The organism is Bacillus sp. FSL M8-0277 (assembly GCF_037975305.1).
Lineage (GTDB): Bacteria > Bacillota > Bacilli > Bacillales > Bacillaceae > Bacillus > Bacillus pumilus.
Window position 1 is genome coordinate 2,329,255 of the sequence record NZ_CP150255.1, and the last position, 21,875, is coordinate 2,351,129.

Annotated in this window: 26 protein-coding genes; 5 read left to right on the forward strand and 21 right to left on the reverse strand. The window is 41.6% G+C overall.

Annotated elements, in window-relative coordinates; all coding sequences use genetic code 11:
- Positions 1-31: 31 nt before the first annotated feature.
- From lepA to gpr, 4 genes are all read right to left on the reverse strand, one after another.
- Positions 32-1,870: a translation elongation factor 4 gene (gene lepA / locus MKZ05_RS11725; protein WP_339160190.1), complete on the reverse strand. Its 1,839-nt coding sequence runs from the start codon at positions 1,868-1,870 to the stop codon at positions 32-34.
- A gap of 131 nt (positions 1,871-2,001) precedes the next feature.
- Positions 2,002-2,334: a YqxA family protein gene (locus MKZ05_RS11730; protein WP_339160193.1), complete on the reverse strand. Its 333-nt coding sequence runs from the start codon at positions 2,332-2,334 to the stop codon at positions 2,002-2,004.
- A 14-nt stretch (positions 2,335-2,348) separates the two neighbouring features.
- A complete protein-coding gene (locus MKZ05_RS11735) occupies positions 2,349-3,557 on the reverse strand; it encodes a stage II sporulation protein P (RefSeq protein ID WP_339160195.1) in 1,209 nt (402 codons plus the stop codon).
- Positions 3,558-3,623: 66 nt separating this feature from the next.
- A complete protein-coding gene (gene gpr / locus MKZ05_RS11740; protein ID WP_003217353.1) occupies positions 3,624-4,739 on the reverse strand; it encodes a GPR endopeptidase in 1,116 nt (371 codons plus the stop codon).
- Between the two features lie 198 nt (positions 4,740-4,937).
- Here gpr and rpsT point away from each other — a divergent pair, with 198 nt between their 5' ends.
- Entirely contained in the window at positions 4,938-5,204 is a 267-nt protein-coding gene (gene rpsT, locus MKZ05_RS11745) for a 30S ribosomal protein S20 (protein WP_003217506.1), read from the forward strand.
- Positions 5,205-5,337: 133 nt separating this feature from the next.
- Here the strand turns inward: rpsT and holA are convergent, their stop codons facing one another.
- The gene (gene holA, locus MKZ05_RS11750) at positions 5,338-6,357 is read right to left on the reverse strand and encodes a DNA polymerase III subunit delta (protein WP_113387159.1); all 1,020 of its coding nucleotides are present in this window, start codon (positions 6,355-6,357) and stop codon (positions 5,338-5,340) included.
- A 236-nt stretch (positions 6,358-6,593) separates the two neighbouring features.
- Here holA and MKZ05_RS11755 point away from each other — a divergent pair, with 236 nt between their 5' ends.
- Positions 6,594-6,728, forward strand: coding sequence for a YqzM family protein (locus tag MKZ05_RS11755; RefSeq protein WP_003217416.1), 135 nt, complete (start codon positions 6,594-6,596; stop codon positions 6,726-6,728).
- A 39-nt stretch (positions 6,729-6,767) separates the two neighbouring features.
- On the opposite strand, the gene MKZ05_RS11760 is transcribed toward MKZ05_RS11755, so the two are convergent.
- The 3 genes from MKZ05_RS11760 to MKZ05_RS11770 all read right to left on the reverse strand — a co-directional run bounded on the left by MKZ05_RS11760 (position 6,768) and on the right by MKZ05_RS11770 (position 10,352).
- Positions 6,768-9,095: a DNA internalization-related competence protein ComEC/Rec2 gene (locus MKZ05_RS11760; protein WP_339162413.1), complete on the reverse strand. Its 2,328-nt coding sequence runs from the start codon at positions 9,093-9,095 to the stop codon at positions 6,768-6,770.
- Complete coding sequence (locus MKZ05_RS11765) at positions 9,088-9,657, reverse strand: ComE operon protein 2 (RefSeq protein WP_003217422.1); 570 nt, start codon at positions 9,655-9,657, stop codon at positions 9,088-9,090. Before MKZ05_RS11765 ends, MKZ05_RS11760 begins: the two co-directional genes overlap by 8 nt.
- Before the next feature lie 65 nt (positions 9,658-9,722).
- Complete coding sequence (locus MKZ05_RS11770) at positions 9,723-10,352, reverse strand: helix-hairpin-helix domain-containing protein (protein ID WP_106032746.1); 630 nt, start codon at positions 10,350-10,352, stop codon at positions 9,723-9,725.
- Between the two features lie 90 nt (positions 10,353-10,442).
- Here MKZ05_RS11770 and comER point away from each other — a divergent pair, with 90 nt between their 5' ends.
- Positions 10,443-11,291 carry a late competence protein ComER gene (gene comER, locus MKZ05_RS11775; RefSeq protein WP_003217379.1) on the forward strand — a complete coding sequence of 283 codons (849 nt, stop codon included), beginning with the start codon at positions 10,443-10,445 and terminating at the stop codon, positions 11,289-11,291.
- A gap of 48 nt (positions 11,292-11,339) precedes the next feature.
- Here comER and MKZ05_RS11780 read toward each other — a convergent pair whose 3' ends face one another.
- The 8 genes from MKZ05_RS11780 to MKZ05_RS11815 are packed head-to-tail and all read right to left on the reverse strand — an operon-like array spanning position 11,340 to position 16,357.
- On the reverse strand, positions 11,340-12,083 hold the full coding sequence (locus MKZ05_RS11780) for a class I SAM-dependent methyltransferase (protein WP_106035374.1): 744 nt from the start codon (positions 12,081-12,083) through the stop codon (positions 11,340-11,342).
- A complete protein-coding gene (gene rsfS / locus MKZ05_RS11785; protein WP_339160200.1) occupies positions 12,080-12,436 on the reverse strand; it encodes a ribosome silencing factor in 357 nt (118 codons plus the stop codon). Before rsfS ends, MKZ05_RS11780 begins: the two co-directional genes overlap by 4 nt.
- Positions 12,437-12,448: 12 nt before the next feature.
- Positions 12,449-13,012 (reverse strand): bis(5'-nucleosyl)-tetraphosphatase (symmetrical) YqeK, encoded by a 564-nt coding sequence (gene yqeK / locus MKZ05_RS11790; protein WP_003217386.1) that lies wholly within the window; start codon positions 13,010-13,012, stop codon positions 12,449-12,451.
- The gene (locus MKZ05_RS11795; protein WP_106029125.1) at positions 13,002-13,571 is read right to left on the reverse strand and encodes a nicotinate-nucleotide adenylyltransferase; all 570 of its coding nucleotides are present in this window, start codon (positions 13,569-13,571) and stop codon (positions 13,002-13,004) included. The genes yqeK and MKZ05_RS11795 overlap by 11 nt, the downstream gene beginning before the upstream one ends.
- Before the next feature lie 13 nt (positions 13,572-13,584).
- Positions 13,585-13,875, reverse strand: coding sequence for a ribosome assembly RNA-binding protein YhbY (yhbY, locus tag MKZ05_RS11800; RefSeq protein WP_003217501.1), 291 nt, complete (start codon positions 13,873-13,875; stop codon positions 13,585-13,587).
- Complete coding sequence (gene aroE / locus MKZ05_RS11805) at positions 13,869-14,711, reverse strand: shikimate dehydrogenase (protein WP_050943728.1); 843 nt, start codon at positions 14,709-14,711, stop codon at positions 13,869-13,871. Before aroE ends, yhbY begins: the two co-directional genes overlap by 7 nt.
- A gap of 21 nt (positions 14,712-14,732) precedes the next feature.
- Entirely contained in the window at positions 14,733-15,833 is a 1,101-nt protein-coding gene (gene yqeH / locus MKZ05_RS11810; protein ID WP_044139444.1) for a ribosome biogenesis GTPase YqeH, read from the reverse strand.
- A 2-nt stretch (positions 15,834-15,835) separates the two neighbouring features.
- Positions 15,836-16,357 carry a YqeG family HAD IIIA-type phosphatase gene (locus MKZ05_RS11815; protein WP_034620856.1) on the reverse strand — a complete coding sequence of 174 codons (522 nt, stop codon included), beginning with the start codon at positions 16,355-16,357 and terminating at the stop codon, positions 15,836-15,838.
- A 362-nt stretch (positions 16,358-16,719) separates the two neighbouring features.
- On the opposite strand from MKZ05_RS11815, the gene MKZ05_RS11820 reads away from it, so the two are divergent.
- Positions 16,720-16,860 carry a sporulation histidine kinase inhibitor Sda gene (locus tag MKZ05_RS11820; RefSeq protein ID WP_003217327.1) on the forward strand — a complete coding sequence of 47 codons (141 nt, stop codon included), beginning with the start codon at positions 16,720-16,722 and terminating at the stop codon, positions 16,858-16,860.
- Between the two features lie 363 nt (positions 16,861-17,223).
- Here the strand turns inward: MKZ05_RS11820 and MKZ05_RS11825 are convergent, their stop codons facing one another.
- The 3 genes from MKZ05_RS11825 to MKZ05_RS11835 all read right to left on the reverse strand — a co-directional run bounded on the left by MKZ05_RS11825 (position 17,224) and on the right by MKZ05_RS11835 (position 20,075).
- Complete coding sequence (locus tag MKZ05_RS11825; protein ID WP_223251386.1) at positions 17,224-17,952, reverse strand: GDSL-type esterase/lipase family protein; 729 nt, start codon at positions 17,950-17,952, stop codon at positions 17,224-17,226.
- Positions 17,953-18,036: 84 nt separating this feature from the next.
- Positions 18,037-18,777: a polysaccharide deacetylase family protein gene (locus MKZ05_RS11830; protein WP_050943726.1), complete on the reverse strand. Its 741-nt coding sequence runs from the start codon at positions 18,775-18,777 to the stop codon at positions 18,037-18,039.
- Between the two features lie 176 nt (positions 18,778-18,953).
- Positions 18,954-20,075: a Rap family tetratricopeptide repeat protein gene (locus MKZ05_RS11835; protein WP_050943725.1), complete on the reverse strand. Its 1,122-nt coding sequence runs from the start codon at positions 20,073-20,075 to the stop codon at positions 18,954-18,956.
- A 231-nt stretch (positions 20,076-20,306) separates the two neighbouring features.
- Here MKZ05_RS11835 and sigK point away from each other — a divergent pair, with 231 nt between their 5' ends.
- Positions 20,307-21,035 (forward strand): RNA polymerase sporulation sigma factor SigK, encoded by a 729-nt coding sequence (gene sigK / locus MKZ05_RS11840; protein ID WP_034738387.1) that lies wholly within the window; start codon positions 20,307-20,309, stop codon positions 21,033-21,035.
- A 117-nt stretch (positions 21,036-21,152) separates the two neighbouring features.
- Here sigK and MKZ05_RS11845 read toward each other — a convergent pair whose 3' ends face one another.
- Positions 21,153-21,449, reverse strand: coding sequence for a DUF3986 family protein (locus MKZ05_RS11845; protein ID WP_240792655.1), 297 nt, complete (start codon positions 21,447-21,449; stop codon positions 21,153-21,155).
- 9 nt (positions 21,450-21,458) lie between these two features.
- The gene (locus MKZ05_RS11850) at positions 21,459-21,875 is read right to left on the reverse strand and encodes a hypothetical protein (RefSeq protein WP_212046775.1); all 417 of its coding nucleotides are present in this window, start codon (positions 21,873-21,875) and stop codon (positions 21,459-21,461) included.

The following is a 21,875-nucleotide window of genomic DNA, read 5'->3' on the forward strand; positions in this document are numbered from 1 at the left end:
CATTGTAAAGCAGGTTGCCTTGAGGAGGATGTTATTTTTTCGGTGTGCTGTCGTCCATCTTCAGCACAGCCATAAATGCTTCTTGCGGGACTTCAACAGAGCCCACTTGTTTCATGCGCTTTTTCCCTTCTTTTTGCTTCTCAAGAAGCTTTCTTTTCCGGGAAATGTCTCCACCATAACATTTAGCAAGTACGTTTTTACGCATCGCTTTAATGGTAGAACGAGCCACAATTTTTTGTCCAATCGCCGCTTGAACTGGTACTTCAAAATACTGGCGTGGAATGAGTTCTTTCAGCTTTTCTACGATGATCTTGCCTCGTTCATAGGCGTAATCGCGGTGAACAATAAAGGAAAGGGCATCGATTTTTTCACCATTCAGCATGATGTCCATTTTCACTAGAGTAGATGGGCGATAGCCAATCAGCTCATAGTCAAAGGACGCATAGCCTTTTGTGTTGGACTTGAGCATATCAAAGAATTCATACACGATCTCCGCCAAAGGAATTTCGTACACAATGCTCACTCGGTTTGCATCAAGGTATTGCATATCAATGAAATGTCCGCGCTTTCCTTGGCAAAGCTCCATGACAGAGCCTACATAGTCATTCGGCACCATCATTGTTGCTTTCACGTATGGTTCTTCAATTTTCTCAATCTTTTGCGGATCAGGCAGATTTGACGGGTTATCGACGATGATTTTTTCTCCGTCTGTCATATACACATCGTAAATAACACTTGGTGCTGTCGTAATGAGATCGATTTTAAATTCACGCTCAATCCGTTCTTGGATGATTTCCATATGAAGCATTCCAAGAAAGCCGCAGCGGAAACCGAAGCCAAGTGCTTGGGACGTCTCTGCCTCATATTGAAGTGAAGAATCATTTAATTCAAGCTTTTCTAGTGCTTCACGTAAATCGTTATATTTCGCTGTATCAATCGGATAAAGACCGCAGTAAACCATTGGGTTCAGCTTTCTGTATCCTGGCAGCGCTTCTTTCGCTGGGTTCACCGCACTTGTGATCGTATCCCCCACACGTGTATCGCCGACATTTTTAATTGCTGCTGTTAAGTAGCCAACATCTCCAACAGTGAGTTCATCTGTCGGCATGGCTTTTGGTGTGAATACGCCGACTTCAAGTACTTCAAATTCTTTGCCCGTCGCCATCATTTTGATTTTCTGACCTGGTTTGACCGTTCCTTCCACAATTCGTATGTACGCAATAACGCCGCGATACGCATCGTAGAGAGAATCAAATATAAGAGCTTGAAGCGGTGCTTCTGGGTCCCCAGCAGGTGCTGGCACCTTTTCGACGATTTGTTCTAAAATATCTTCGATCCCAATACCAGCCTTAGCAGAGGTGAGAACAGCTTCAGACGCATCCAACCCGATGACATCTTCAATTTCTCCTCTTACACGCTCAGGCTCTGCACTTGGCAGATCGATTTTATTGATAATCGGAAGAATTTCTAAGTTGTTATCAAGAGCTAAATAAACATTCGCAAGTGTCTGTGCTTCAATTCCTTGTGCTGCATCTACTACGAGAATCGCACCTTCACAGGCAGCAAGGCTTCGAGATACCTCATAGGTGAAGTCGACATGCCCTGGTGTATCAATCAGGTGCATAATATATTCTTCTCCATCCTTTGCCTTATATTTCAGCTGGACAGAGTTTAATTTAATCGTTATGCCGCGTTCACGCTCTAAGTCCATGGAATCAAGTAATTGTTCTTTCATTTCTCGCTGCGTAATCGCCGCTGTTTTTTCTAAAATACGGTCGGCCAATGTGGATTTCCCGTGGTCAATATGGGCGATAATGGAGAAATTTCGAATTCTTGATTGCCGTTCTAATCGTTTTTCTTTATCTGTCACAATCTATCACTCCTACTATAAAACGCGGGTTGCGCTAGGTTAGATTATATCAATAGGGCTGTAAAGATTCAATCGAAATCAAGAAAAGCCGCTCATTGATTAGCGGCTTTAGTCATAAGGTGTAGATTTATTTATTTCCCATTTACCCAATCATAAAGAGAACGAGCTGCAAGTGTCATGCCATCAGACAACACCTTTCCTGCTTTGGAGAAAGCATTAAAGCTCTCTATTTCCTCAAGCTGCTTTTGTTTTTCGGCAAGATCCTTTTCTGTAACAGCCGTTCCTAAGATAGAGGCTTCTCGTTCTTCTTCGTCGTTCATTTGGATGGAGAAAGCGCCTTTTAATTGCGGGTCATGGTAACCCTTCATTTGCAGCATGCCATTATTTGCCTGCTGCATTCCTAAAAAGACGCCAAATAGCAAGACCAGTCCTAAAATAATGGTTTTTCCCATAAATGATCCCATGCACCGTCACCACCTTAAGAGCGTTTTTTCTCATCCTTTGCTTTGCCGTTTACTTTTTCCGCATCCCAGAAAATGTCGCTGAAGACATCAGCTGCTGCATTGGATGCATTTTTCAATTCTTCCATATTATTATCCACTCCGCCAAATTCTAAAAGAAGGGCTTTGTCGGATAAATCTTGATTATAAATTCCATTATCACCAATATCGCCTTTGGCAAACACACCGACACTGAGTCCTTTATATTTTTTCTCCATCAAATGGTGGAACTCCGTCGCAAGCTTGAGGTTTTTCTCATAGCTTTGATTCTTCTTTCCCACAACAAACGCAATTCTCGCATATTTTTTCCCTTTGATCTCGGCAGTAGTGTCTTTCTTTCTTCTTGAGTCACGGTGGATATCGATTAAATATTCGAGGTCATCATTTTTCGCTAAGGCTTCTTTTACGACCAGTCTTGATTCATTATAAGACTGGGGATACTTTAGTCCTTTTTGCAGAAGCCGTTTTTCAACTTCTGTTTTGTCGACCGTATTCCCGATTCCTTGCTGATCAAGCGCCTTTCCGAACATGTCACCGACAAGGGTGACATTCACTTTTGAGTGCCGTGCATTGTTTGGATTCGTTTCTCCTTTTAAAAATGGTAAATATGATTCCGTATTATGTGTATGGTAAATGTACACAGCTTTTCGTTTTCCTGTCGACCGGTCCGGCTCTTTCGCAGGCTTTTTCGGCACATCTTTGTCGAGCTTGTCCAGCTCTGCTAAATTTGCTTCTTTTTCATCTTGAATGACTTCACTTGGCGGCGGCGATTCCATTGGCATGTTGGTATAGTCTGTTCCTTCACCTGCTAAGATGATTTTTGTATCAAAATGTTCAAAGCCTGGAAGTTCTCTACCTAGAAAACTACGCGGGTCTTCTAAATTGATACTGGTCGCAAGCTTGAGTGACAGTCCAGAGAAATGAAACCCTTTTTGATCTTTCGGGACGGCTGAGGCGAAATATTGGTTTTCCATGCCCATTAATGTGGCGAAAAACGCCCCGGAAAGCTCATCTGCTACACCATATAGCGAGGCTTGTGGCCTCAGCTCAGGTTTTAAAGATGTCAACGCCCCTGACATCACAAACACTACAACAAGCGAGGCTATAAATAAGAAAATGCTTTTGACTACTTTTGTTCCATTAATCGCAACGACCAACTGTCGAGGACGGCGGGGTCTTTTTTTCATGATTTACTCCCTCCAGCACGCTTTCTAGTAATTACACTATGAGCGAGCTAGAGAAAGTAGAACCGATTAATGATTATAAGAACCCATGTTATCTTGAGAGATTTTTTGATGAAGTGCTGTGTTTAATCCATTGGCGAGCACGTTTGCCATATCATCAATGAATGTATCCACTTCCTTAGGCGTTACCATGAGATTTTGCCCTAGCGGCGCAAGCACTTCATGGATCAGCTGCCGTTTCTCTTCTTCTGGAAGAGTTCCTACGATACCTAAGAATGATTGACGCGTTTCTTCATCTGGTAAGTCTTCTTCGTTTAGTACTTTTTTCTTCCCAAACGTCAAACCAGCCGGCACAAGAGAGCGGGACGGCCTGTCATCTTTCAGTTCTCTACCAAAATGCTTTAAGACATAATCAATTGTGTCACTTGCAATGGTGACTGCATCTACCACTGTCGGAACGCCAATCGCAATCACTGGAATTCCCAACGTTTCTTTGCTTAATTCTTTTCGCTTATTCCCTACACCTGAACCGGGATGGATACCTGTATCAGAGATTTGAATCGTCGTATTCACCCGTTCCACTGCACGAGCAGCAAGGGCATCGATTGCAATGACAAAATCGGGTTTGGACCTCTCGATCACGCCTTGTATAATGTCGCTTGTTTCAATACCAGTCAGTCCCATCACTCCCGGTGATAAAGAGGACACTGGGCGGTAGCCTTCCTGTACATTTTCCGGCTGTAATTCAAAAAGATGCCGAGTCACAAGCAGACTTTCAACCGTGAGCGGACCTAGCGCATCTGGCGTGACATTCCAGTTTCCTAGTCCTACTACAAGACAGCTCGCATCAGTCTGAATGCCTCGATCTTTTAAAAACTGAGCAAAATGATGGGCAAAGACTTCGACAACTTTTTCCTGCATCTCAGAATCTTTCTCCCGAATGCCCTGCGCCTCAAGTGTCAAGTATGTTCCTGCCTTTTTGCTGGTCAGCGCCTCCCCTTCTTTCGTAATCTCCACCGTGCGTATACGGATGCCATGCTCCTCTTTTTCCTTTTCGACAATCCCTTGAATTCCATCCTTTTTGACAACATTCGGATCGTTCTCTTGTTCTAGTATCTCTTTTGTTTCAACAGCCAAGTCTGTCCGAATTTGATAAGCACTTAAATCAAGTTTCTGTTTCTCCATAAAAAGACTCCTTCCACCAAGTAATTAACAGTAGTCTTTCCATCTCTTGAAAGAAACATTCGAGCGCTTCATCAATGAAAAATACTTTACATTTATATTGCATTCTAAAGGTGTGTTTGATAGAATACAACTTGTTCTATTGTGAAGATTTAACCTTAAGACAATTGTGTTTAGGTTGTATCTTAGGAGGTGAAACACATGCCAAATATTAAATCAGCGATCAAACGTACAAAAACGAATAACGAACGCCGTGCACACAACGTGACAATCAAGTCTGCGATGCGTACTGCGATTAAACAAGTTGAAGTTTCTGTAGCTAACAACGATGCTGAGCAAGCAAAAGCTGCTCTTTCTTCTGCTGCAAAACGCATTGACAAAGCCGTTAAAACTGGTCTTGTACACAAAAACGCAGCTGCGCGTTACAAGTCAAGACTTGCTAAACAAGTAAACGGACTTTCTGCATAATGCTTGCAACGCCTCAGTAATGAGGCACTGTTTAACTGTACGTCCGTCCTGACCGGCTCAGCCATTAGGACAGACTGACAATTATACATCTAAACAAAAACGACCCTCTTTTTAGAAGGTCGTTTTTTTATGTTCAAGCGCCTAATAGGCGAAGCAGAAACAATTCTAGCAATAGCTGCTTGTCCTTTTTACCGGTTTTCATTTCATAATCGATCGTTGATAGCTCTTTGACAATCTGCTTCAGCTCTTCTTCTGAAAACAGCCTTGCCTGATCCATAGCAAGTTTCACGCGGAATGGGTGGACTTTTAGATTTGAAGCAATTTGTTTTTGCCCATATCCTTGCTGAGCGAAATACTTCGTCTGTAAAATCAAACGAAATTGAGTGGATATAAGTGCTAATATTTTAATGGGTTCCTCATTTTGTTTCAGCAAATCATAAAACATCTGCATGGCCTGAGAGCGGCGTCTGTTGACAATTTGGTTAATTAATTCGAAAATATTCTGCTCTAAGCTTCTTGCAACGAGCTGATTGACATCCGCTAATTCAATTTCGTCTCGCTCTCCAATATATGTACTCAGCTTCCTGACCTCTTGAAACAATGAGGATAGGCTTCCGCCGCACAGCATCACAAGCTGCTCAGCCGCTTCAGATGTCATCGCCTTTCCTTCTGTTTTCACCAGCGTAATGGTGAAATCCGTTGTTTCTTTTGGGTTTAACTCTTTTGCCTCAACCATAGCCGCTTTCTTTTTTAGCAATTTGGTGATTTTCTTCCGTTCATCCAGCTTTTCATATGGTGCCAATAAGACGAGAATGGTATAAGGCGCCGGCTTTTCTAAATAAGCTTCTAACAGAGAAAGCTCATGCTCAATCTTCTCTTTTTTCTTTTCCGCTGTAAGAAAATAAGGGTTCTTGATCACAACGAGACGCCTTTCTCCCATGAACGGAAAGGTTTCTGCATCTGTCACAGCCTGTTCAAGCGGCACCTCTTCCATATCAAAGACGGAGAAATTAAAATCCTTTGTCTCTTCGTCTACTACAGCTTGTCTTAATTTAGCTGCTGTTTCTTGCAGTAAATACGTTTCTTTTCCATATAAGCAATAAACGGGATGGATATCCCCTCTTTTTAAATTGTTCCAAACCTCAAAGACCATAAATTGAATCCCTCTCTTTCACTTCCTCCTCTATCCTAAAGTGTGCGAAGACATTAGTAAAGAGGAAGCTGAAAGTACCGCCTCCTCATTTATAGTAAACGTCTGGTGCAAGCTCCCGGGTCAGCTTGCTTCAGACGATATTCATAAAATGATCATGAAAATGGAAAACGGTTACTTTACCTTCTAGCAATTCCAAATGAGTTCAAGTATACTAAAATTAGCCAGGAGGGATGAAAATGAATGAATTTGAAAAAAATGTTCAAAGCAAGCGAAATGATGCGATCGACTCAGCTGTTGGTTTTATCGTCACATTCGGATTTTTCGCCTCAATGTTTATTTTGGCAACCATTATACACCTCGTTGGATCTTAACTTCATGATTGCTACATGACTGCCGTTTTGGCAGTTTTTTTATTGTTTTTGTAAGATATCATATGGAGGATGCGTGTAAAACGTTCCTTCCTTCTCAAGAAATCCATAGGTCACACTTCCGTCTTGATCTGTGCGGTACACCTTCGTTTGATGATCCTTTAGTTTTTTCAAGACTTCCTGATGAGGATGCTGATAACGATTGCGTTCACCAGCCGAAATGAGTGCGTGCGACGGCTCCAGATGCCGAAGCCACTCATCACTTGTTGACCCTTTGCTCCCATGATGCCCAACCTTTAAGACATCTGCTTGCAGGTGAGGATAGGCTTCTATAATATCTCGTTCCCCTTCATGTTCAAGATCTCCAGTGAACAGAAACCGTTTCCCGCCAAGATTAAAAGTTAGAACAAGTGAATCATTGTTCTTACTTGTCACCCGGTCTTGCGAAGGGTGAAGAACCTCAAATATGTGCTCTCCAACTTGGAGCTGATCTCCTCTTTCTAATTCATCAATCATAATCCCTTTTTCAGCTGCTTCTTTTAGCAGCTTTGCATCTTCTGGACTTCGGGCATAACCTTTTGGTATGGCTAGCCGCTTTACTTTATTTCGTTTGATTAAACGAACTGCTTCTCCCATGTGGTCTTGATCTGCATGCGTGAGAATCAGCACATCAAGTTTTGCTATACCTTTAGAATGCAAAAACGGGATTAGTGTTTGTTCACCGATCGTAGACACTTTACGTCTTTTTTTCCATGGTTCATCATCAAAAGAAAGTCTGCCACCTGTGTCCACAAGTAAATGTCCCTTTCGGTAAGGGAGCTGAATAAACAAACTATCCCCTTGTCCGACATCCAGCATCGTGACCTCCCCTTTTTGGAGAAAATTCGGGGTGAAATAGTGTGCACTCAAGACACCGATGAGTAATATAATCGTCACGGCATAGGATTTCACGGACATTTTGCACTCCATCACAAACAGCAAAAAAACAATGGCGCTCACTTCAAGTAGAATATGCCACCAAGTCGATTTCATAAAAATCAAGTTGAACCCATCAAAAACTGCCATATGTGCTGACAACTGATGACTTAGCTGGATGACCGAATCAAGCAACTGGAATAACACTTGTCCAAGCGGAAGATAAATGATAGACAAAAGAAAAAAGAGTAAGGATAGAGGCAGGACAACTGTTGTATAAAAAGGGACAAATATCATATTCAATGGGATGCTCAGCAAAGAAAATTGCTGAAAATGATATAAAAGAACAGGAAGCGAGGCAAGCTGTGCAACAAATGAGACAAGGAACAACTGCATCACGGCGCTTTTCGCTTGCGATAAGATTCTGGTCGATAACAAAATAAAAAACGTAACCACGAATGAAAGCTGAAATCCGATCTCGAATAGATATAGAGGATGAATCGCTAATAAGAATAAAAACGTTGCGCTTAATACGACAGCAGAAGGCTGTTTCATTTCTTTTGGCAGGCTTGTCATCACTAAATAGATTCCTGCCATAAGGCAAGCTCTTAAAACTGATGGTGCAGCACCTGTCAAACAAGCATAAACAGGAAGAAAGCATAATAGAAGAAGACGCGCTGTCTCTCTTGTCACACCGGCACGAAGCAGACACCAAAATAAACAGGCAAGAAGCGTTTGCACATGCAGTCCTGAGATCGCTAACAGATGAATAATACCGAGCATTTGATAGTCTCTTAGCGTATCAGGATCAATCAAATCACGGTCTCCAAAAATAAGAGCCTGTACAATACCTACAGAGTTTTTCGGCACATGATCTTCTAAGAATTTTAAGCCCTTTTGCCTCATCTTTTGAAGATAATAGGAAGGACGATCATTTTTTGTACAGCCTTTGATTGACTGCGGTAAGAAAATAGCGCGAATGCCTTTTGATTGTAGAAATTGATCGTATTGAAACCCGTTAGGAATGGTTGCGTGTTTAGGCGGTCGAATATCACCTGTCATATGACAGCTCATACCTGGCTCTACGTCTTTTAACGTCTCTTTTTCACGCTCTGTTTGAATGGTATAGAAAGCGGCTAGCCGGTCATCTTCTGTTGACACAGTTGCCGAAAAACGATTGCCATCTATTTTCGGAATCGTTTCAATCACAACAGAGCCGGAAAAGAATTTTTCTTGAACAGGTTGCTCCGTTTCAAAAAACTCATGAACCATAAAAATAAGAGTATAGACGGCTCCACATAGGCTGATCATGAGAAAGAGTTTGGGGATTTTTTTCAGTAGGCTGAGAAGGAAGATGATGAGAAGAAAGAGAAGGAAGTACATATGAAGATGATATGCAGCCAGAGCAATTCCAACAGCTGCTGAAATTGCCCCAAACGGCAAATAATTAAACATAGGAAGTAAATAATTGATTCGCCTTCTCATGCATATTGCGAATTTCTGATTCACTAAGTCCTGATTCACTTAGTTTGCCAATTAGATCTGCAACAAAGGCTAATTTTTCTTGATTTTTTAAGTCGATGATCATTTCATCGAGTTCAACTTGTTCCGTTTGAACACCTGCCTGCTCAAATAAATCAATGGCATATGGGTGATTTTTATAATCCTTTGCATAGTAAACGGTTCGAATACCTGCTTGAATAATGGCTTTACAGCACTGCAAACAAGGAAAATGTGTGACATATATTTCAGCATCGGCTGTAGGTGCACCAAATTTGGCACATTGTAAAATAGCGTTCATTTCCGCATGGATGGTGCGAACGCAGTGATGATCAATGACATAGCATCCCACATCTGCACAATGGACATCACCAGCAATTGAGCCATTATATCCCCCTGCAATGATACGCTTGTCTCTGACGATGGTCGCCCCAACAGCTAACCGCTCACAGGTGCTTCGCAGAGCAAGCAAATGGCTTTGCGCCATAAAATATTGATTCCATGAAATTCTTTCCACGAGCTGATCCCTCCAGAATGATGGTTGGTATTAAGTGTACATGCCTTCCTTCTATACCGTCAATTCTACTTAACGGTCAATTCATTTTTCAGCCGTTCAATGGTCTTCTCCCCAAAACCTGAAATGTTCCGCAAATCTTCAATTTGTTGAAATTCTCCGTGCTCCTCTCTGTACGTAATGATGGCTTCTGCTTTAGCTGGCCCTATTCCATTAATGGTTTGCAATTCCGCTGCATCAGCCTGATTCACATTGACACCTTGACTCTTTTCATTACCCGATGGAGCGTCTGCACCTGCTGTTTGTGCCTCTCTCTCTGCTTCTCCCTGCTTCCGGACATAAATCATCATACTGTCTTCTAATTTTGCTGCTTGATTAATTTCAATCGTGTCTGCTTTACTAGTAAAACCTCCTGCTCTTCGAATGGCTTCTTCTACCCGTGCATCAGATTGAAACGTATAAACACCTGGCTTTTTTACAGCCCCTTTGATCTCCACAAAAATGGAGGATGATTCATTATCGGTCTTTTCTTGTTTGTTTTCTAATGTGACTTGTTTGTCTTGATCGCCCTTCAATACACTTGGCTCTCTAGTGCTCCCCTTATTTCCTGCCAAAAGGAAGAAAGTGATGATGATCGCGCCCATGAGCCCAGCTCCGATATAAAGACTGTATTTTTTCAATGGAATGAGTCGCTTCACGTGCTCACGCTTCTTTCAATCATATTTTTCTATTGCTCAACATACTGTTTAGAAGATAACAGATCCTATGCGCCTAAGGAGGGAGAACGTTTGAATATCGGGATAATCGGTACAGGAAACATGGGTACCATACTTACTGAGGCATTTATTGAATCAAAGGCAGTCAATCCCTCATCCATCACCATTACAAACCGGACCATAGAAAAAGCGTTCAATATAAAAAAGAACCACCCAGAGCTTGAAGTAACAAAACAGCTTACAGGAGCTGTCATGGATAAAGATTTCATCTTTGTTTGTGTCAAGCCGCTTGATATTTATCCTCTTTTAAAAGAGCTGAGCCCTCTTTTAAAAGAGCACCAAACCATTGTCATTATTACAAGTCCGGTTCATCCTGAACAGCTTCAGGATATCGTTCCTTGTCAAACAGCCAGGCTGATTCCAAGCATTACGAACCGCGCTTTATCAGGTGCGTCACTTTTAACATTTGGATCGTCATGTAATGTCGCGACGAAAACAGCGTTAAGACAATTAGCTTCCTGCATTTCAACACCTATTGAAATTCATCATTCGATTACAAGAGCGGCGTCAGATATCGTCAGCTGCGGTCCTGCCTTTATCAGCTTCCTCGTTCAGAAAATGATTGAAGCAGCCGTTGAAGAAACAGATATTTCTAAAGAAGAAGCCACCACCTTATCAGAAGATATGCTTGTAGGGCTTGGCCGTTTGATTGAAAAAAGAGTCTATACCCTTCCGACACTACAAGACAAAGTGTGTGTAAAAGGCGGCGTTACGGGTGAAGGGATTAAAGCACTTGAAGCAGGTGTTCAAGATATGTTCCACCGCCTTTTTCAAAACACCCATGAAAAATTCGATGAAGATCTTGAAGCGGTTGCGCATCAATATCCGCCAAGTGTGTTTACTGATGATCGCAGAAATTAATCAACTCTGCAACAAGCGAAAAAAGGGTTTTAAAAAACCATCGTTCCATTAAACGATGGTTTTTGGCTTCTTAGCTGAAATGAAATATCTTTCGGCGAATTCCCCGGGCGCTTCATTTGTAAAATCAGCGGTCACTTCTATTTGTTCAAAGCCAGCGGACTCAAGGAACGCCGCATAGGTCTCAAATGGAAATGTACGCTGTTCATGTGTCTCATCATAACGCTGATACACGTCTCCGTCCTTTACAAAAAAGCTTAAATCGTGAATGACCGAATACATGTCATCCCCTTTATCACTCTGCCAAATATAGCTGATCTCTTCATCTTGATCGGCATAAGTCGAACCTGGGAATACCTCTTCCATTTTATAAGGAGTATGAACATCAAAGAGTAAAACCCCATCTGCCTCTAAAAGCTGAAACATGTTTTTAAAGGTTTTTTTGACGTCATTTTCGTTTTTTAAGTAATTCAAGGAATCACAGCATATAACCGCCGCTTGAAAGACTTGCTCAAAACCCGTCAGCTCTCTCATATCTTGATGTAAAAATTGAATGGACTGCTTTTTCGCCTGTGCTTTTTGCTGCGCGAAAGCCAGCATTTCTTCACTGAGGTCAATTCCTGTGACTGCGTGACCCTTTTCAGCTAACCGAAGAGAAATCTCTCCAGTTCCACAGCCAACATCAATAATGGCAGCATTCGGTTTGATATTCTGCTGGATCCACTGAACCCATTCATCATAAGGTGCATGTGTCATGAGCTCGTCATACACACCTGCAAACCCTTGATAAATCATGAGTTAATGCCAAGTGAAAGCGTTTCTCTCGGCGCATCTCCCCATAGCTTCTCTAGGTTGTAGTATCCTCTTTCTTCTTTGTGGAACACATGAGCAATGACATCACCAAGATCAATCAATACCCATCTTGCTTCATCAAAGCCCTCCATCTTCTTCACTTCGATTCCGTTTTCCTCTGCAAGATGTTTTACTTCTCTTGCAATGGCCTGCACTTGTTTATCAGAGTTCCCGTGACAAATGAGAAAATAATCGGCAACAAGTGAGATTCCTTGCATATTAAGGGCAATAATATCCTCAGCCCGTTTATCATCGCATGCTCCTGCCGCGACGTTTAAAATTGATGATGAATCCATCCAAATTCCTCCTTAATTGTTCTTATGCACAAGTGAGTTGTAAGTCGCAAGCGTATCTGGATAGACTGGCTGGTTCTTTTTCAATAAAAAGCTGATCGTGTTTTTTAGTGACTGAATCAGTGCGCTATCTAAATCTTGCTCTGCTAACTCTCTTACTTCTTCAACACCAGGGAAATGACGTCCTGGTTCGATATAATCAGCGACATAAATGACCTTTTCAAGTAATGTCATGTTTGGTCTGCCTGATGTATGAAATTCAATGGCCGTTAAAATATCTTGGTCGTTAATAGCTGCTTCCTTTTTAACCAAATAGGCACCAACCGGGGCATGCCAAAGCTCGGGCGAATATTCCAGCAATAGAGGGTTCATCTGTTCCTGCTGGATAATCCCCTTCATTTCATCCTTTGGTCTAAATTTCGCATAATCATGAAAAATAGCGGCGATCTCTGCTTTTTTCACATCTGCACCGAACCGTTCCGCTAAAGAAATGGCTGTCTCCATAACCCCGAGTGTATGTGTATATCTATGCTCTGTTAACTGCTCTTTGACACAGCTTAATGCTTCTTCACGATTCATATAAGTGATGCTCCTTTATATAACGCTCAACAGCTTTCGGTATCAAATAATCGACAGGTTTTTCCTGCATGATTCGCTGCCTAATCAATGTCGATGATACATCAAAAGCTGGAACATCTGCAAATAAAAGAGGATATGTCGTATTTCGGGTATAACCCGGTCTTTTCATCCCAATAAAAGTAATCATCTGAAGCAAATCATCTATCCGATGCCATTTTGGCAAATACTCGACCATGTCCGCTCCAATCATAAAAAAGAACTCATCTTCAGGATGACGCTTCTTTAAAAGCTCCACCGTATCTACTGTATAAGATGGACCCTCTCGCTCCATTTCAATGAGCTCCAATCGAAAATGTGGATTTGACTGGATCGCCGCATCCACCATTTTCACCCGGTGACGACTATCTGCTCGCTTCCGGTCTGTTTTATGAGGAGGCTTGTGATTTGGGATAAACCAAATTTCATCAAGCCCTACTTGAAAACGCACTTCATTTGCCATCAGCAAATGCCCATTATGAGGAGGATCAAACGTACCGCCAAACAACCCTATTTTTTTCATATCACATCCACCTTTACGGCAGCTTAATTTGTTTATTTTCCTTTGATTCTTTATAAAGGACAATCACATTTCCGATCGTTTGAACAAGTTCAGCTTTTGCACCTTTGACAAGTGCTTTCGCAACTTCCGTTTTGTCCTCGTCGCAGTTTTGTAATATGCTGACCTTTAACAATTCTCTTACTTCAAGCGCCTCGGAAATTTGCTTGATCATATTGTCATTTACCCCGCCTTTTCCTACTTGAAAAATAGGTGATAAATGATGTGCTTTTGCACGTAAAAAACGTTTTTGTTTCCCTTTTAACATGGTGTTCCTCCTAATTTCTGTATCACAATTGACTTCATTTTTCTTGCGTCAGGCGTGATGCCTGTCCACAGTTCAAAGGCTCTAGCTGCTTGTCCAACAAACATGCCGACACCATCTACTGTTTTCAAACCTAACCCAGCTGCTTCTCTGAGCAGTTTTGTTTCTATTGGATTATACACAATATCACAAACAACCGCTGTTTTTTTTGCGTTTACTAAAGAAATCGGGGTTTCTTCAACATTCGGGTGCATACCAATTGAGGTTGTATGGATGATGACATCATATTCCCCAAGCTGCTCTTCCGCCGTCTTTAATGTAATGGCACTAGAAGTGAAGTTCCCATCTGCACTTTCAATTAAAGCCTCAGCTTTTTCAATGGTACGATTGGTGATATCAAAGCTTTTCGGTGCATAGTCAGCGATTGTCGTATAAATCGCATTTGCCGCTCCGCCAGCACCAATCATTAGAAATGACAGCTCTGATAAAGGCTGATCCAAGGCTTCAAGCAATGAATGAAGAAAGCCCTCCCCATCTGTGTTGTACCCGACGAGCTGACCTCCTTCGAGCCGCACCGTATTGACTGCACGCAGGCGTTCAGCTGTCACATCAATTTTGTCCAGGTACTGCATGATGTCTACCTTGTGCGGAACAGTGACGTTAAAGCCGCTGATTCCTAAGGCTTTCATACCGCTAATGGCATCTTTCAGGTCATCATTTTCTACTTGAAAGCCATGATAATGTCCATCAATTCCAGCATCCTTTAATGCTGCATTATGAATATCCGGAGACATTGAATGGCCAACAGGGTTACCGATTACTCCGTATAAAGGTTTCAAGGTCTCTCCCCCTCTGAACATTTAAATTAACGAACGTCTCATAAACACATGCACGCCTTTTGGCGCATAGACTTTAATTTGCTTACCTGCATCATTTGCCGTGATCCACCCTAAGCCTGAGAAGACGATATCCATTTTCGGCTGATCAATGGTAAAGGTATGTGGAACGAGTGGAGGAAAATCTTCCATCCCCTCTTTTGATGGCGGTGATAGCAGTTCACCGGCATGTTTTTCATATAAATCATCTGCGTTCTCTAACTTTGTTCTGTGTATGTTCAGCTCATTTGGCATATAGCAGACAAATGACGTTCTGCCGCCTTTTACATAATCAAATCGAGCAAGCCCGCCAAAATAAAGCGTTTGAGCTTCATTTAATTGGAACGTTCTCGGTTTCAATTCTTTTTTCGGCGTTAAGATCTTCAAGTCATTTTTGCTGACATAGTGCGCCATTTGATGACGGTTGATAATGCCCGGCGTATCAAATAGAGCAGATCCGTCATCAAGCGGGATCTCAATGGCATCAAGTGTTGTACCTGGATATTGGGATGTGGTGATCACGTTCTCTTCACCAGATACTTCTTTGATGATTCGATTGATAAATGTGGATTTCCCAACATTCGTACAGCCGACGACATAGACATTTCTTCCTTCGCGGTAATGATCGATCGCTTCCATCACCTCAGGTACGCCCTGACCTCTGCTTGCACTGATTAAGAAAACATCGATCGGGTTCAATCCGTTTTCTTTCGCTTCCCGTTTCATCCAATGAATTAAACGATCTTTTTTCACGGATTTCGGTAAAATATCTACTTTGTTGCCGACGAGTAAAATCGGGTTACCACCGACAATACGACTCAGCCCATTAATCCAGCTTCCGTTAAAGTCAAAAATATCAACGACCTTGACAATCAGAGAATCTGTCTCTCCGATACTGTGCAATATATTTAAAAAGTCGTCTTCTGTTAAAGAAACATCTTGTATTTCATTGTAGTTCTTTAACCTAAAACAGCGCTGACAGATCACATCTTCTTTCAATAGAGATGCTGCCGGCGCATATCCTAATTGATCTTTATCTTCCGTCTGAATGGCTACACCGCAGCCAATACAAACAACCTTTTCCATTATTACTCTTCCTCCCACTGAATGTGGCCCTTACGCTTTAAGGCTCCTAAAATTCTGCGTTCAATCTGCCTGTTAAACTTAGTGATAAATCCGTCTGAGGCAGCAACAGGGACGACCAAAATCGTATGGAAGCCGTGACGATTCCCGCCTAGAACATCGGTCATGAGCTGATCCCCAATGACCACCACATCTTCTTTTTTCAATTGCATATCAGCGACGGCCTTATTAAAAGCTCTTCCCATCGGCTTTTTCGCTTTATAAATAAACGGGATATGAACTGGTTCAGAAAAAAGCTTGACCCTTTTTTCATTATTGTTCGATACAATCGTCACTTGTATCCCGTGATCCTTCATTTCTTGAAACCATTCAATTAAGCGGGGCGTCGCACTTGGACGATCCCATTCTACTAGTGTGTTATCTAAATCGGTAATAATTCCTTTTACATTTCGTTCTTTTAGTTTTTGCGGTGAAATGTGGAAAATGCTTTTCACAAATTCATCCGGTAAGAAATACTTCTTTAGCACAATTTGCACCCTTTCTTCCATTGGTTTTTCAGCGATAGTGTCGAATCAAATCACAATTTGTCTGTCTATCGAATACAATGAAAAAGTTTTCGACATATGACGAGGACCTTCAACAGTTGTGGATAATTTTACACACATTATCCACCTATATTTCATCACGCTTTCATTCAATTATAAACACTCTACCCACAAGTTATCCACTTCACCATGTGGATAACAGAACGATTGTTCTTGTTTCCCATTCATGGTAGATTAAAGGTACTTCAGAGACATTCGATCAACCTATGATGATATGTCTTTTCCTCAAGTTTTATGCCAACTTTTTCAGGGGAGGTGTTTTTCCCATCATATGGGTTTCTAGTATGAAAAAGCTGTCAGATGATTTACTTATAGAATCGTATTATAAAGCAAATGAAATGAACTTAAATCGCGACTTCATTGAATTAATTGAGACAGAAATGAAAAGACGTTCGCTCGGGCATATGCTCTCTGTTTCCTCTTAATTCCATATCACAGGAACCATGCCTCCCGAGCATTCTCTTTTTTAAACTCAGGTGACTGATATTATATCACTTGCGCTATAGGCTTACTACTATTTTCCGTAAAAAACACCCCTTCTCAAGTAAAGAAGAGGTGTCTTATTTGCAAGGCTGTTCATTCCAAAACCATAACCCTCCACCTACGACCAAAATAACCACAAGGAATACAACAAGAAAAGCGTAACCGATTCCTGCTCCTTGAGCTGGATAAGGCGAACACGCAGGGTAAGGATAAGGGCATCCCCACATATCAGTTACCTCCTTCTAGGAAGATATACTGTTAGACTATGCTGAATGGATGGTCTTGTTTAGGCAGATATCCATCATTTAAAAATGTTTGATGACATCACGCTCTTTGATTTCGTTATAAATGATTCTTGCCCCTTTTGGCGTCATATGATTGCCAGAAGGGTCGATTAAACCTGATTGAATCAACGCATTGTCACTATCTTCACCAGCTTCTCGGATGAACGCTTTCCAGTTGTCGACAAGCGGTACTTGCTGATCCTTGGCTATTTCTCTCGTGATGTCATTATAGGAATTTTGCCAAGCTCTTGCCCCGCCTCTCTCAGCAAAATAAGATGACTTATACCTAGAGTAATAATACAAGCCTTTTTTTCCGCCTTCTACAACAGGTACACAAGTCATGAGAACCGGGGTAATGCCTGCTTTTCTACTTTCAGAAATGAAGTAGGTTACATTTTCTTTAAATCTTTTTTTCGTCACTCGGGGATGTTTCCCGTCTAAAATCGCCGCATCATTCGTACCGAACATGATAAGGACGTAAGTTGGTTTCTGCTTTAAAATATCCTGCTCAAAGCGAAGCTTCGCATCTTCAGTCGTCTGCCCGCCAATCCCTGCGTTCTTCACTTGAATTTGACCGCGCTCGACGTTTTTCATGAGATTCACCCATTTTTCAGATGTTGGATAATCTCGGAAGTCCCAGTTTGATCCCTTTGTATTGCTGTCGCCAAATGCAATGACACTTTCTTGTTCTGGCTTTGAGCACCCAGCAGCGACACAAAGCAGGATGAAAAGGACAACATATTTCTTCACAACATTCACCTCCAAAAGCCCTCTTCATATAGTAAACGACAAGACTTTTGGTTTCAATGAATGACTGTTTTTGACGAATACTTCCTATTGCAGTTGAACAGGTACATACGCTTTGTCATGATGCAGCAGTTCGCTCACTTTGACAAATTCATATCCTCGATCCTTTAATTCAGGTATCACTTGTTTCAGTGCTTCGACCGTCTGCTTCCGGTTTCCTCCGCCATCATGCAAAAGAATGATATCGCCGCCTTGAATATGATCAATAATACGGCTCGCAATTTTATGCGCGCCTGGTCTTGACCAGTCCTTCGGATCTTGCGTAAAGGACCACATGACCACATCATATCCTTGCTTTGACAAAATGCGGAAAGATTTCATCGTCAAGCGGCCGCCAGGAGGACGAAATAATAAGGGCCCGCCAGGCTGGAGTGAAGCGATATGAGCCGCTGATTCTTTTAGCTCCTGCTTGATCTCCTTTGATGATAACAGGTCAAAATACGTATGATTCATCGTGTGGTTGCCAAGCTCATTTCCTTCGTCCACAATCCGTTCTGCGATCTTTGGATATGCGTGAACCCGGCTTCCTACGACAAAAAAGCTGGCATTTACTTGATGCTGCTTCAGCACATCCAATATTTGATTCGTGTAAACTGGATGAGGTCCATCATCAAAGGTGATCGCAATCTTTTTCCGTTCCGCTCTCATGTCCCAGAAGGCACGTCCCGTTTTTTCGAGATCGACTCGTTTTAATGTATGTGCCTCTACTTCATTAGGAACAAAAGCACATAGCAGCAATATACACATCAAGACATGCAACCCTCTCATTTGACCGCCTCCACAGAACATTCTTACAGATTAAATTGCCCGCTTTTTGATGAATCATTCAGCATTCATGGTCACGATCCGCATATCTGACTTCTTTTTTCACATAAAAAAAGCCGGCCCATCAGGCCCGCTTTTTGTTTCACGTTTGGTTTCTCTCTTCAACTGTCGAACGTTGCTTAGAATTCATACAGACACTCTCCTTCTTGGATTTGATTTTGAGCCCATAATAATTTCTGATAATACTGGTTGGACTTCTGGTATTGTTGAGAGGCTTCTAAGGCTGTCGCAATTTCTAGTGAGATATCCTCTATATAAGAGTATAGGCTAAGTTTTTCCAAATAATCAATGGTTTTTTGCAGTTGTTCTTCATTTATTCCTTGAACATATAAAGCATCCAGATACTCAAACATATGACAGAACAGCTGGTCTTCATGCTTCTTTGCAGCTAATTTTCCATCTTCTAATATGCGGCGTGCTGCTACTTGTTCATTTTGTCTAAAAAGCAGTTTTGCGAGCGTATAGAGTGTATGTGGAAGCGTGGGAAGCTTCTCTTTACAGGCAATATCAGCCGATTCCGTTAAATAGCGTTCTGCTTCCTCAAGGTAGCCCAGCTCCCCGTAACATTTTCCTAAATTATAAAGCGCTGAACTGTATATCCGCGGGTGATCAATTTGTGATGCGAGCTGTTTTGCCTTTTTTAAATGAGGCAGTGCCCGATCTTTTCGTTTTAAATCTTGGTAGTTTCCTGAGATCACAAACAGGCACTGAATGATGCGAATAGTATAGGCATCATGCTGATCGTATATTTCTAGCGCCTTTAAAATATGATGCATCGAGACATGCGTTTGCTTCATAATATAGTAGGCTTCTGCTACTTTAAAATGAAACTCAGCCTGCTCAATATCATCAAATACCATAGACAGCTGTTTTTCTGCCACTCGGTAATATTTGACGGCTTCTAAATATTCTTTTTGACTAAACTCATGCATGCCACGAAAAAATGCATGGTAATAATGCAGCATATCAGATAACTCATGATTGGAGTTTTCGATTTTATCGACAAGATTAGATACTGAGAAAGGTTGATATTTTGAAGGGTGTATATAGTCAAGCATGATCTGGTGCCGAAAACACATGAGCTGATAATAAATCAGTAAATGCTGGTCCTCTTCCATCCGTTCAATTTCTGCTTCTACTTCTGCTTTCAGGATTTCCGCATCTGGAACACTGAACTGCCGTATCATTCGATACCATTCATTAATTTTCATACCTACATGTGAAGATAGAACCTTCCCCATGTTCCGAAAAAACCCCTTCCTTTTCGGTCTAATATTACATATTTTAGCACGCTTCTTGACCGCCAAGCACCGCAAAGAAACCGCAAACATATGAGCAAGGCAGCAAAAACAGACGAACAGAAGCCCGTTTTTTTCGAAAAAGATGATTTTTTCATCGTACAGACACAGACAATCCCCCCTTCACATACATTTGAGGATATAGGCAGTGGCCTAAACATGGTGGAGGTGAAAATCGTGGCAGGAGTATTTACAGCGATGGGATTGATGGTCAAAGAATTGGTGTTCTTAGTGTCCTATGTCAAAAACAATGCCTTTCCACAGCCCCTTTCGGGAGATGATGAAAAAAAATACTTAGCCCTTATGGCACAGGGCGATGAACACGCAAGAAATATGCTGATTGAACATAACCTTCGGCTCGTCGCCCATATTGTCAAGAAATTTGAAAATACCGGGGAAGACGCTGAAGACCTCATCTCCATCGGGACGATCGGACTCATTAAAGCCATCGAAAGCTATTCCTCTGGAAAAGGAACAAAGCTGGCAACGTATGCGGCGCGGTGTATTGAAAATGAAATTCTGATGCATTTACGCGCGCTAAAAAAGACAAAAAAAGACGTCTCCTTACATGACCCCATTGGTCAGGATAAAGAAGGCAATGAAATTTCTTTAATTGATGTCTTAAAATCCGAAAATGAAGATGTGATTGATACGATTCAGCTCAACATGGAGCTTGAAAAAGTAAAGGAGTATATCGACATTCTCGACGGCCGGGAAAAAGAAGTGATCGTCGGCCGGTTCGGCCTTGATTTAAAGAAAGAAAAAACGCAGCGGGAAATAGCAAAGGAGCTCGGGATATCGCGGAGCTATGTGTCTCGTATTGAGAAGCGGGCGCTGATGAAGATGTTTCATGAGTTTTACCGGGCGGAGAAGGAGAAGCGGAAGCGGGAGAAGGGGAAGTGAAAACAAACTTTTCCCAACTCCTATTAAAAAAACAGACCTTGTTGGGTCTGTTTTTATTTGAACATCACAATATAGCCCACATACACAAAAGAAAACTATGTCATGTTTTATCCCCATTTATCTCACTATGCTGTTTTCTTTTAAGTAACGCTCAAAAAGCTTATGACCTTCCCCCTCAATTTGGTCATCTTCAATCAGATATTCTCCAATCAATAGCCCTAGATCATTCCACTTCTCATATTCCTTCAAAAGTGTTACTCCATAACTTTTTTGATCAAAAAACAAGAGCCATCTTCCTGTTTCTAAACTCTTAAAAAACACGCCTTCATAATCAAAACCATGTTCATAATACCCTACATGTAAATGCATAGTTTCATCTAAGCTATGTAATTTTTCTTCTGTACTCACTTTCATCCGGCACCCCTAGCTTTCCATATCCTCCTGAAAATCAATATCTCTCAACTCGACCCATTCAACAAAATCAGGAAACGTTTTTGTCGTCAAAAAATGATGAACGATTTGATATGCTTGATCCCGATTGATGTAGCTACACGACGGCACATACAATGGGGATCCTGCGACCAAATGTTCGATGGTTTCAATTTTTTCTCCCTTTTTAAAAGGAACCAAAAAATTCGGATACCTCATGATCAAGAAACCATACGGTTCCGTATAAAAGAAAACTAGACTTTCACATTCCCAATCTCCCTCAATCTCAATGGAAGATTCCCCATTTCCTTGTTTCCAATACTCTTCATCTTCTTGAAAGAAGATTCTTTTCAAGAATTCTTCTTCTGGATTTTCTACTGGAGCTCCTGTGGGGCCGTAGTATAAAAACAT

Excerpts from the sequence above, each read along its gene's own strand:
- MKZ05_RS11730 (WP_339160193.1), bottom strand. The coding sequence starts at position 2,334 with ATGGGATCATTTATGGGAAAAACCATTATTTTAGGACTGGTCTTGCTA.
- MKZ05_RS11735 (WP_339160195.1), bottom strand. The coding sequence starts at position 3,557 with ATGAAAAAAAGACCCCGCCGTCCTCGACAGTTGGTCGTTGCGATTAAT.
- gpr (WP_003217353.1), bottom strand. The coding sequence starts at position 4,739 with ATGGAGAAACAGAAACTTGATTTAAGTGCTTATCAAATTCGGACAGAC.
- rpsT (WP_003217506.1), top strand. The coding sequence starts at position 4,938 with ATGCCAAATATTAAATCAGCGATCAAACGTACAAAAACGAATAACGAA.
- holA (WP_113387159.1), bottom strand. The coding sequence starts at position 6,357 with ATGGTCTTTGAGGTTTGGAACAATTTAAAAAGAGGGGATATCCATCCC.
- MKZ05_RS11755 (WP_003217416.1), top strand. The coding sequence starts at position 6,594 with ATGAATGAATTTGAAAAAAATGTTCAAAGCAAGCGAAATGATGCGATC.
- MKZ05_RS11760 (WP_339162413.1), bottom strand. The coding sequence starts at position 9,095 with ATGTTTAATTATTTGCCGTTTGGGGCAATTTCAGCAGCTGTTGGAATT.
- MKZ05_RS11780 (WP_106035374.1), bottom strand. The coding sequence starts at position 12,083 with ATGATTTATCAAGGGTTTGCAGGTGTGTATGACGAGCTCATGACACAT.
- rsfS (WP_339160200.1), bottom strand. The coding sequence starts at position 12,436 with ATGGATTCATCATCAATTTTAAACGTCGCGGCAGGAGCATGCGATGAT.
- yqeK (WP_003217386.1), bottom strand. The coding sequence starts at position 13,012 with ATGAATCGTGAAGAAGCATTAAGCTGTGTCAAAGAGCAGTTAACAGAG.
- MKZ05_RS11795 (WP_106029125.1), bottom strand. The coding sequence starts at position 13,571 with ATGAAAAAAATAGGGTTGTTTGGCGGTACGTTTGATCCTCCTCATAAT.
- yhbY (WP_003217501.1), bottom strand. The coding sequence starts at position 13,875 with ATGTTAAAAGGGAAACAAAAACGTTTTTTACGTGCAAAAGCACATCAT.
- yqeH (WP_044139444.1), bottom strand. The coding sequence starts at position 15,833 with ATGGAAAAGGTTGTTTGTATTGGCTGCGGTGTAGCCATTCAGACGGAA.
- MKZ05_RS11820 (WP_003217327.1), top strand. The coding sequence starts at position 16,720 with ATGAAAAAGCTGTCAGATGATTTACTTATAGAATCGTATTATAAAGCA.
- MKZ05_RS11830 (WP_050943726.1), bottom strand. The coding sequence starts at position 18,777 with ATGAGAGGGTTGCATGTCTTGATGTGTATATTGCTGCTATGTGCTTTT.
- MKZ05_RS11835 (WP_050943725.1), bottom strand. The coding sequence starts at position 20,075 with ATGGGGAAGGTTCTATCTTCACATGTAGGTATGAAAATTAATGAATGG.
- MKZ05_RS11845 (WP_240792655.1), bottom strand. The coding sequence starts at position 21,449 with ATGAAAGTGAGTACAGAAGAAAAATTACATAGCTTAGATGAAACTATG.
- MKZ05_RS11850 (WP_212046775.1), bottom strand. The coding sequence starts at position 21,875 with ATGTTTTTATACTACGGCCCCACAGGAGCTCCAGTAGAAAATCCAGAA.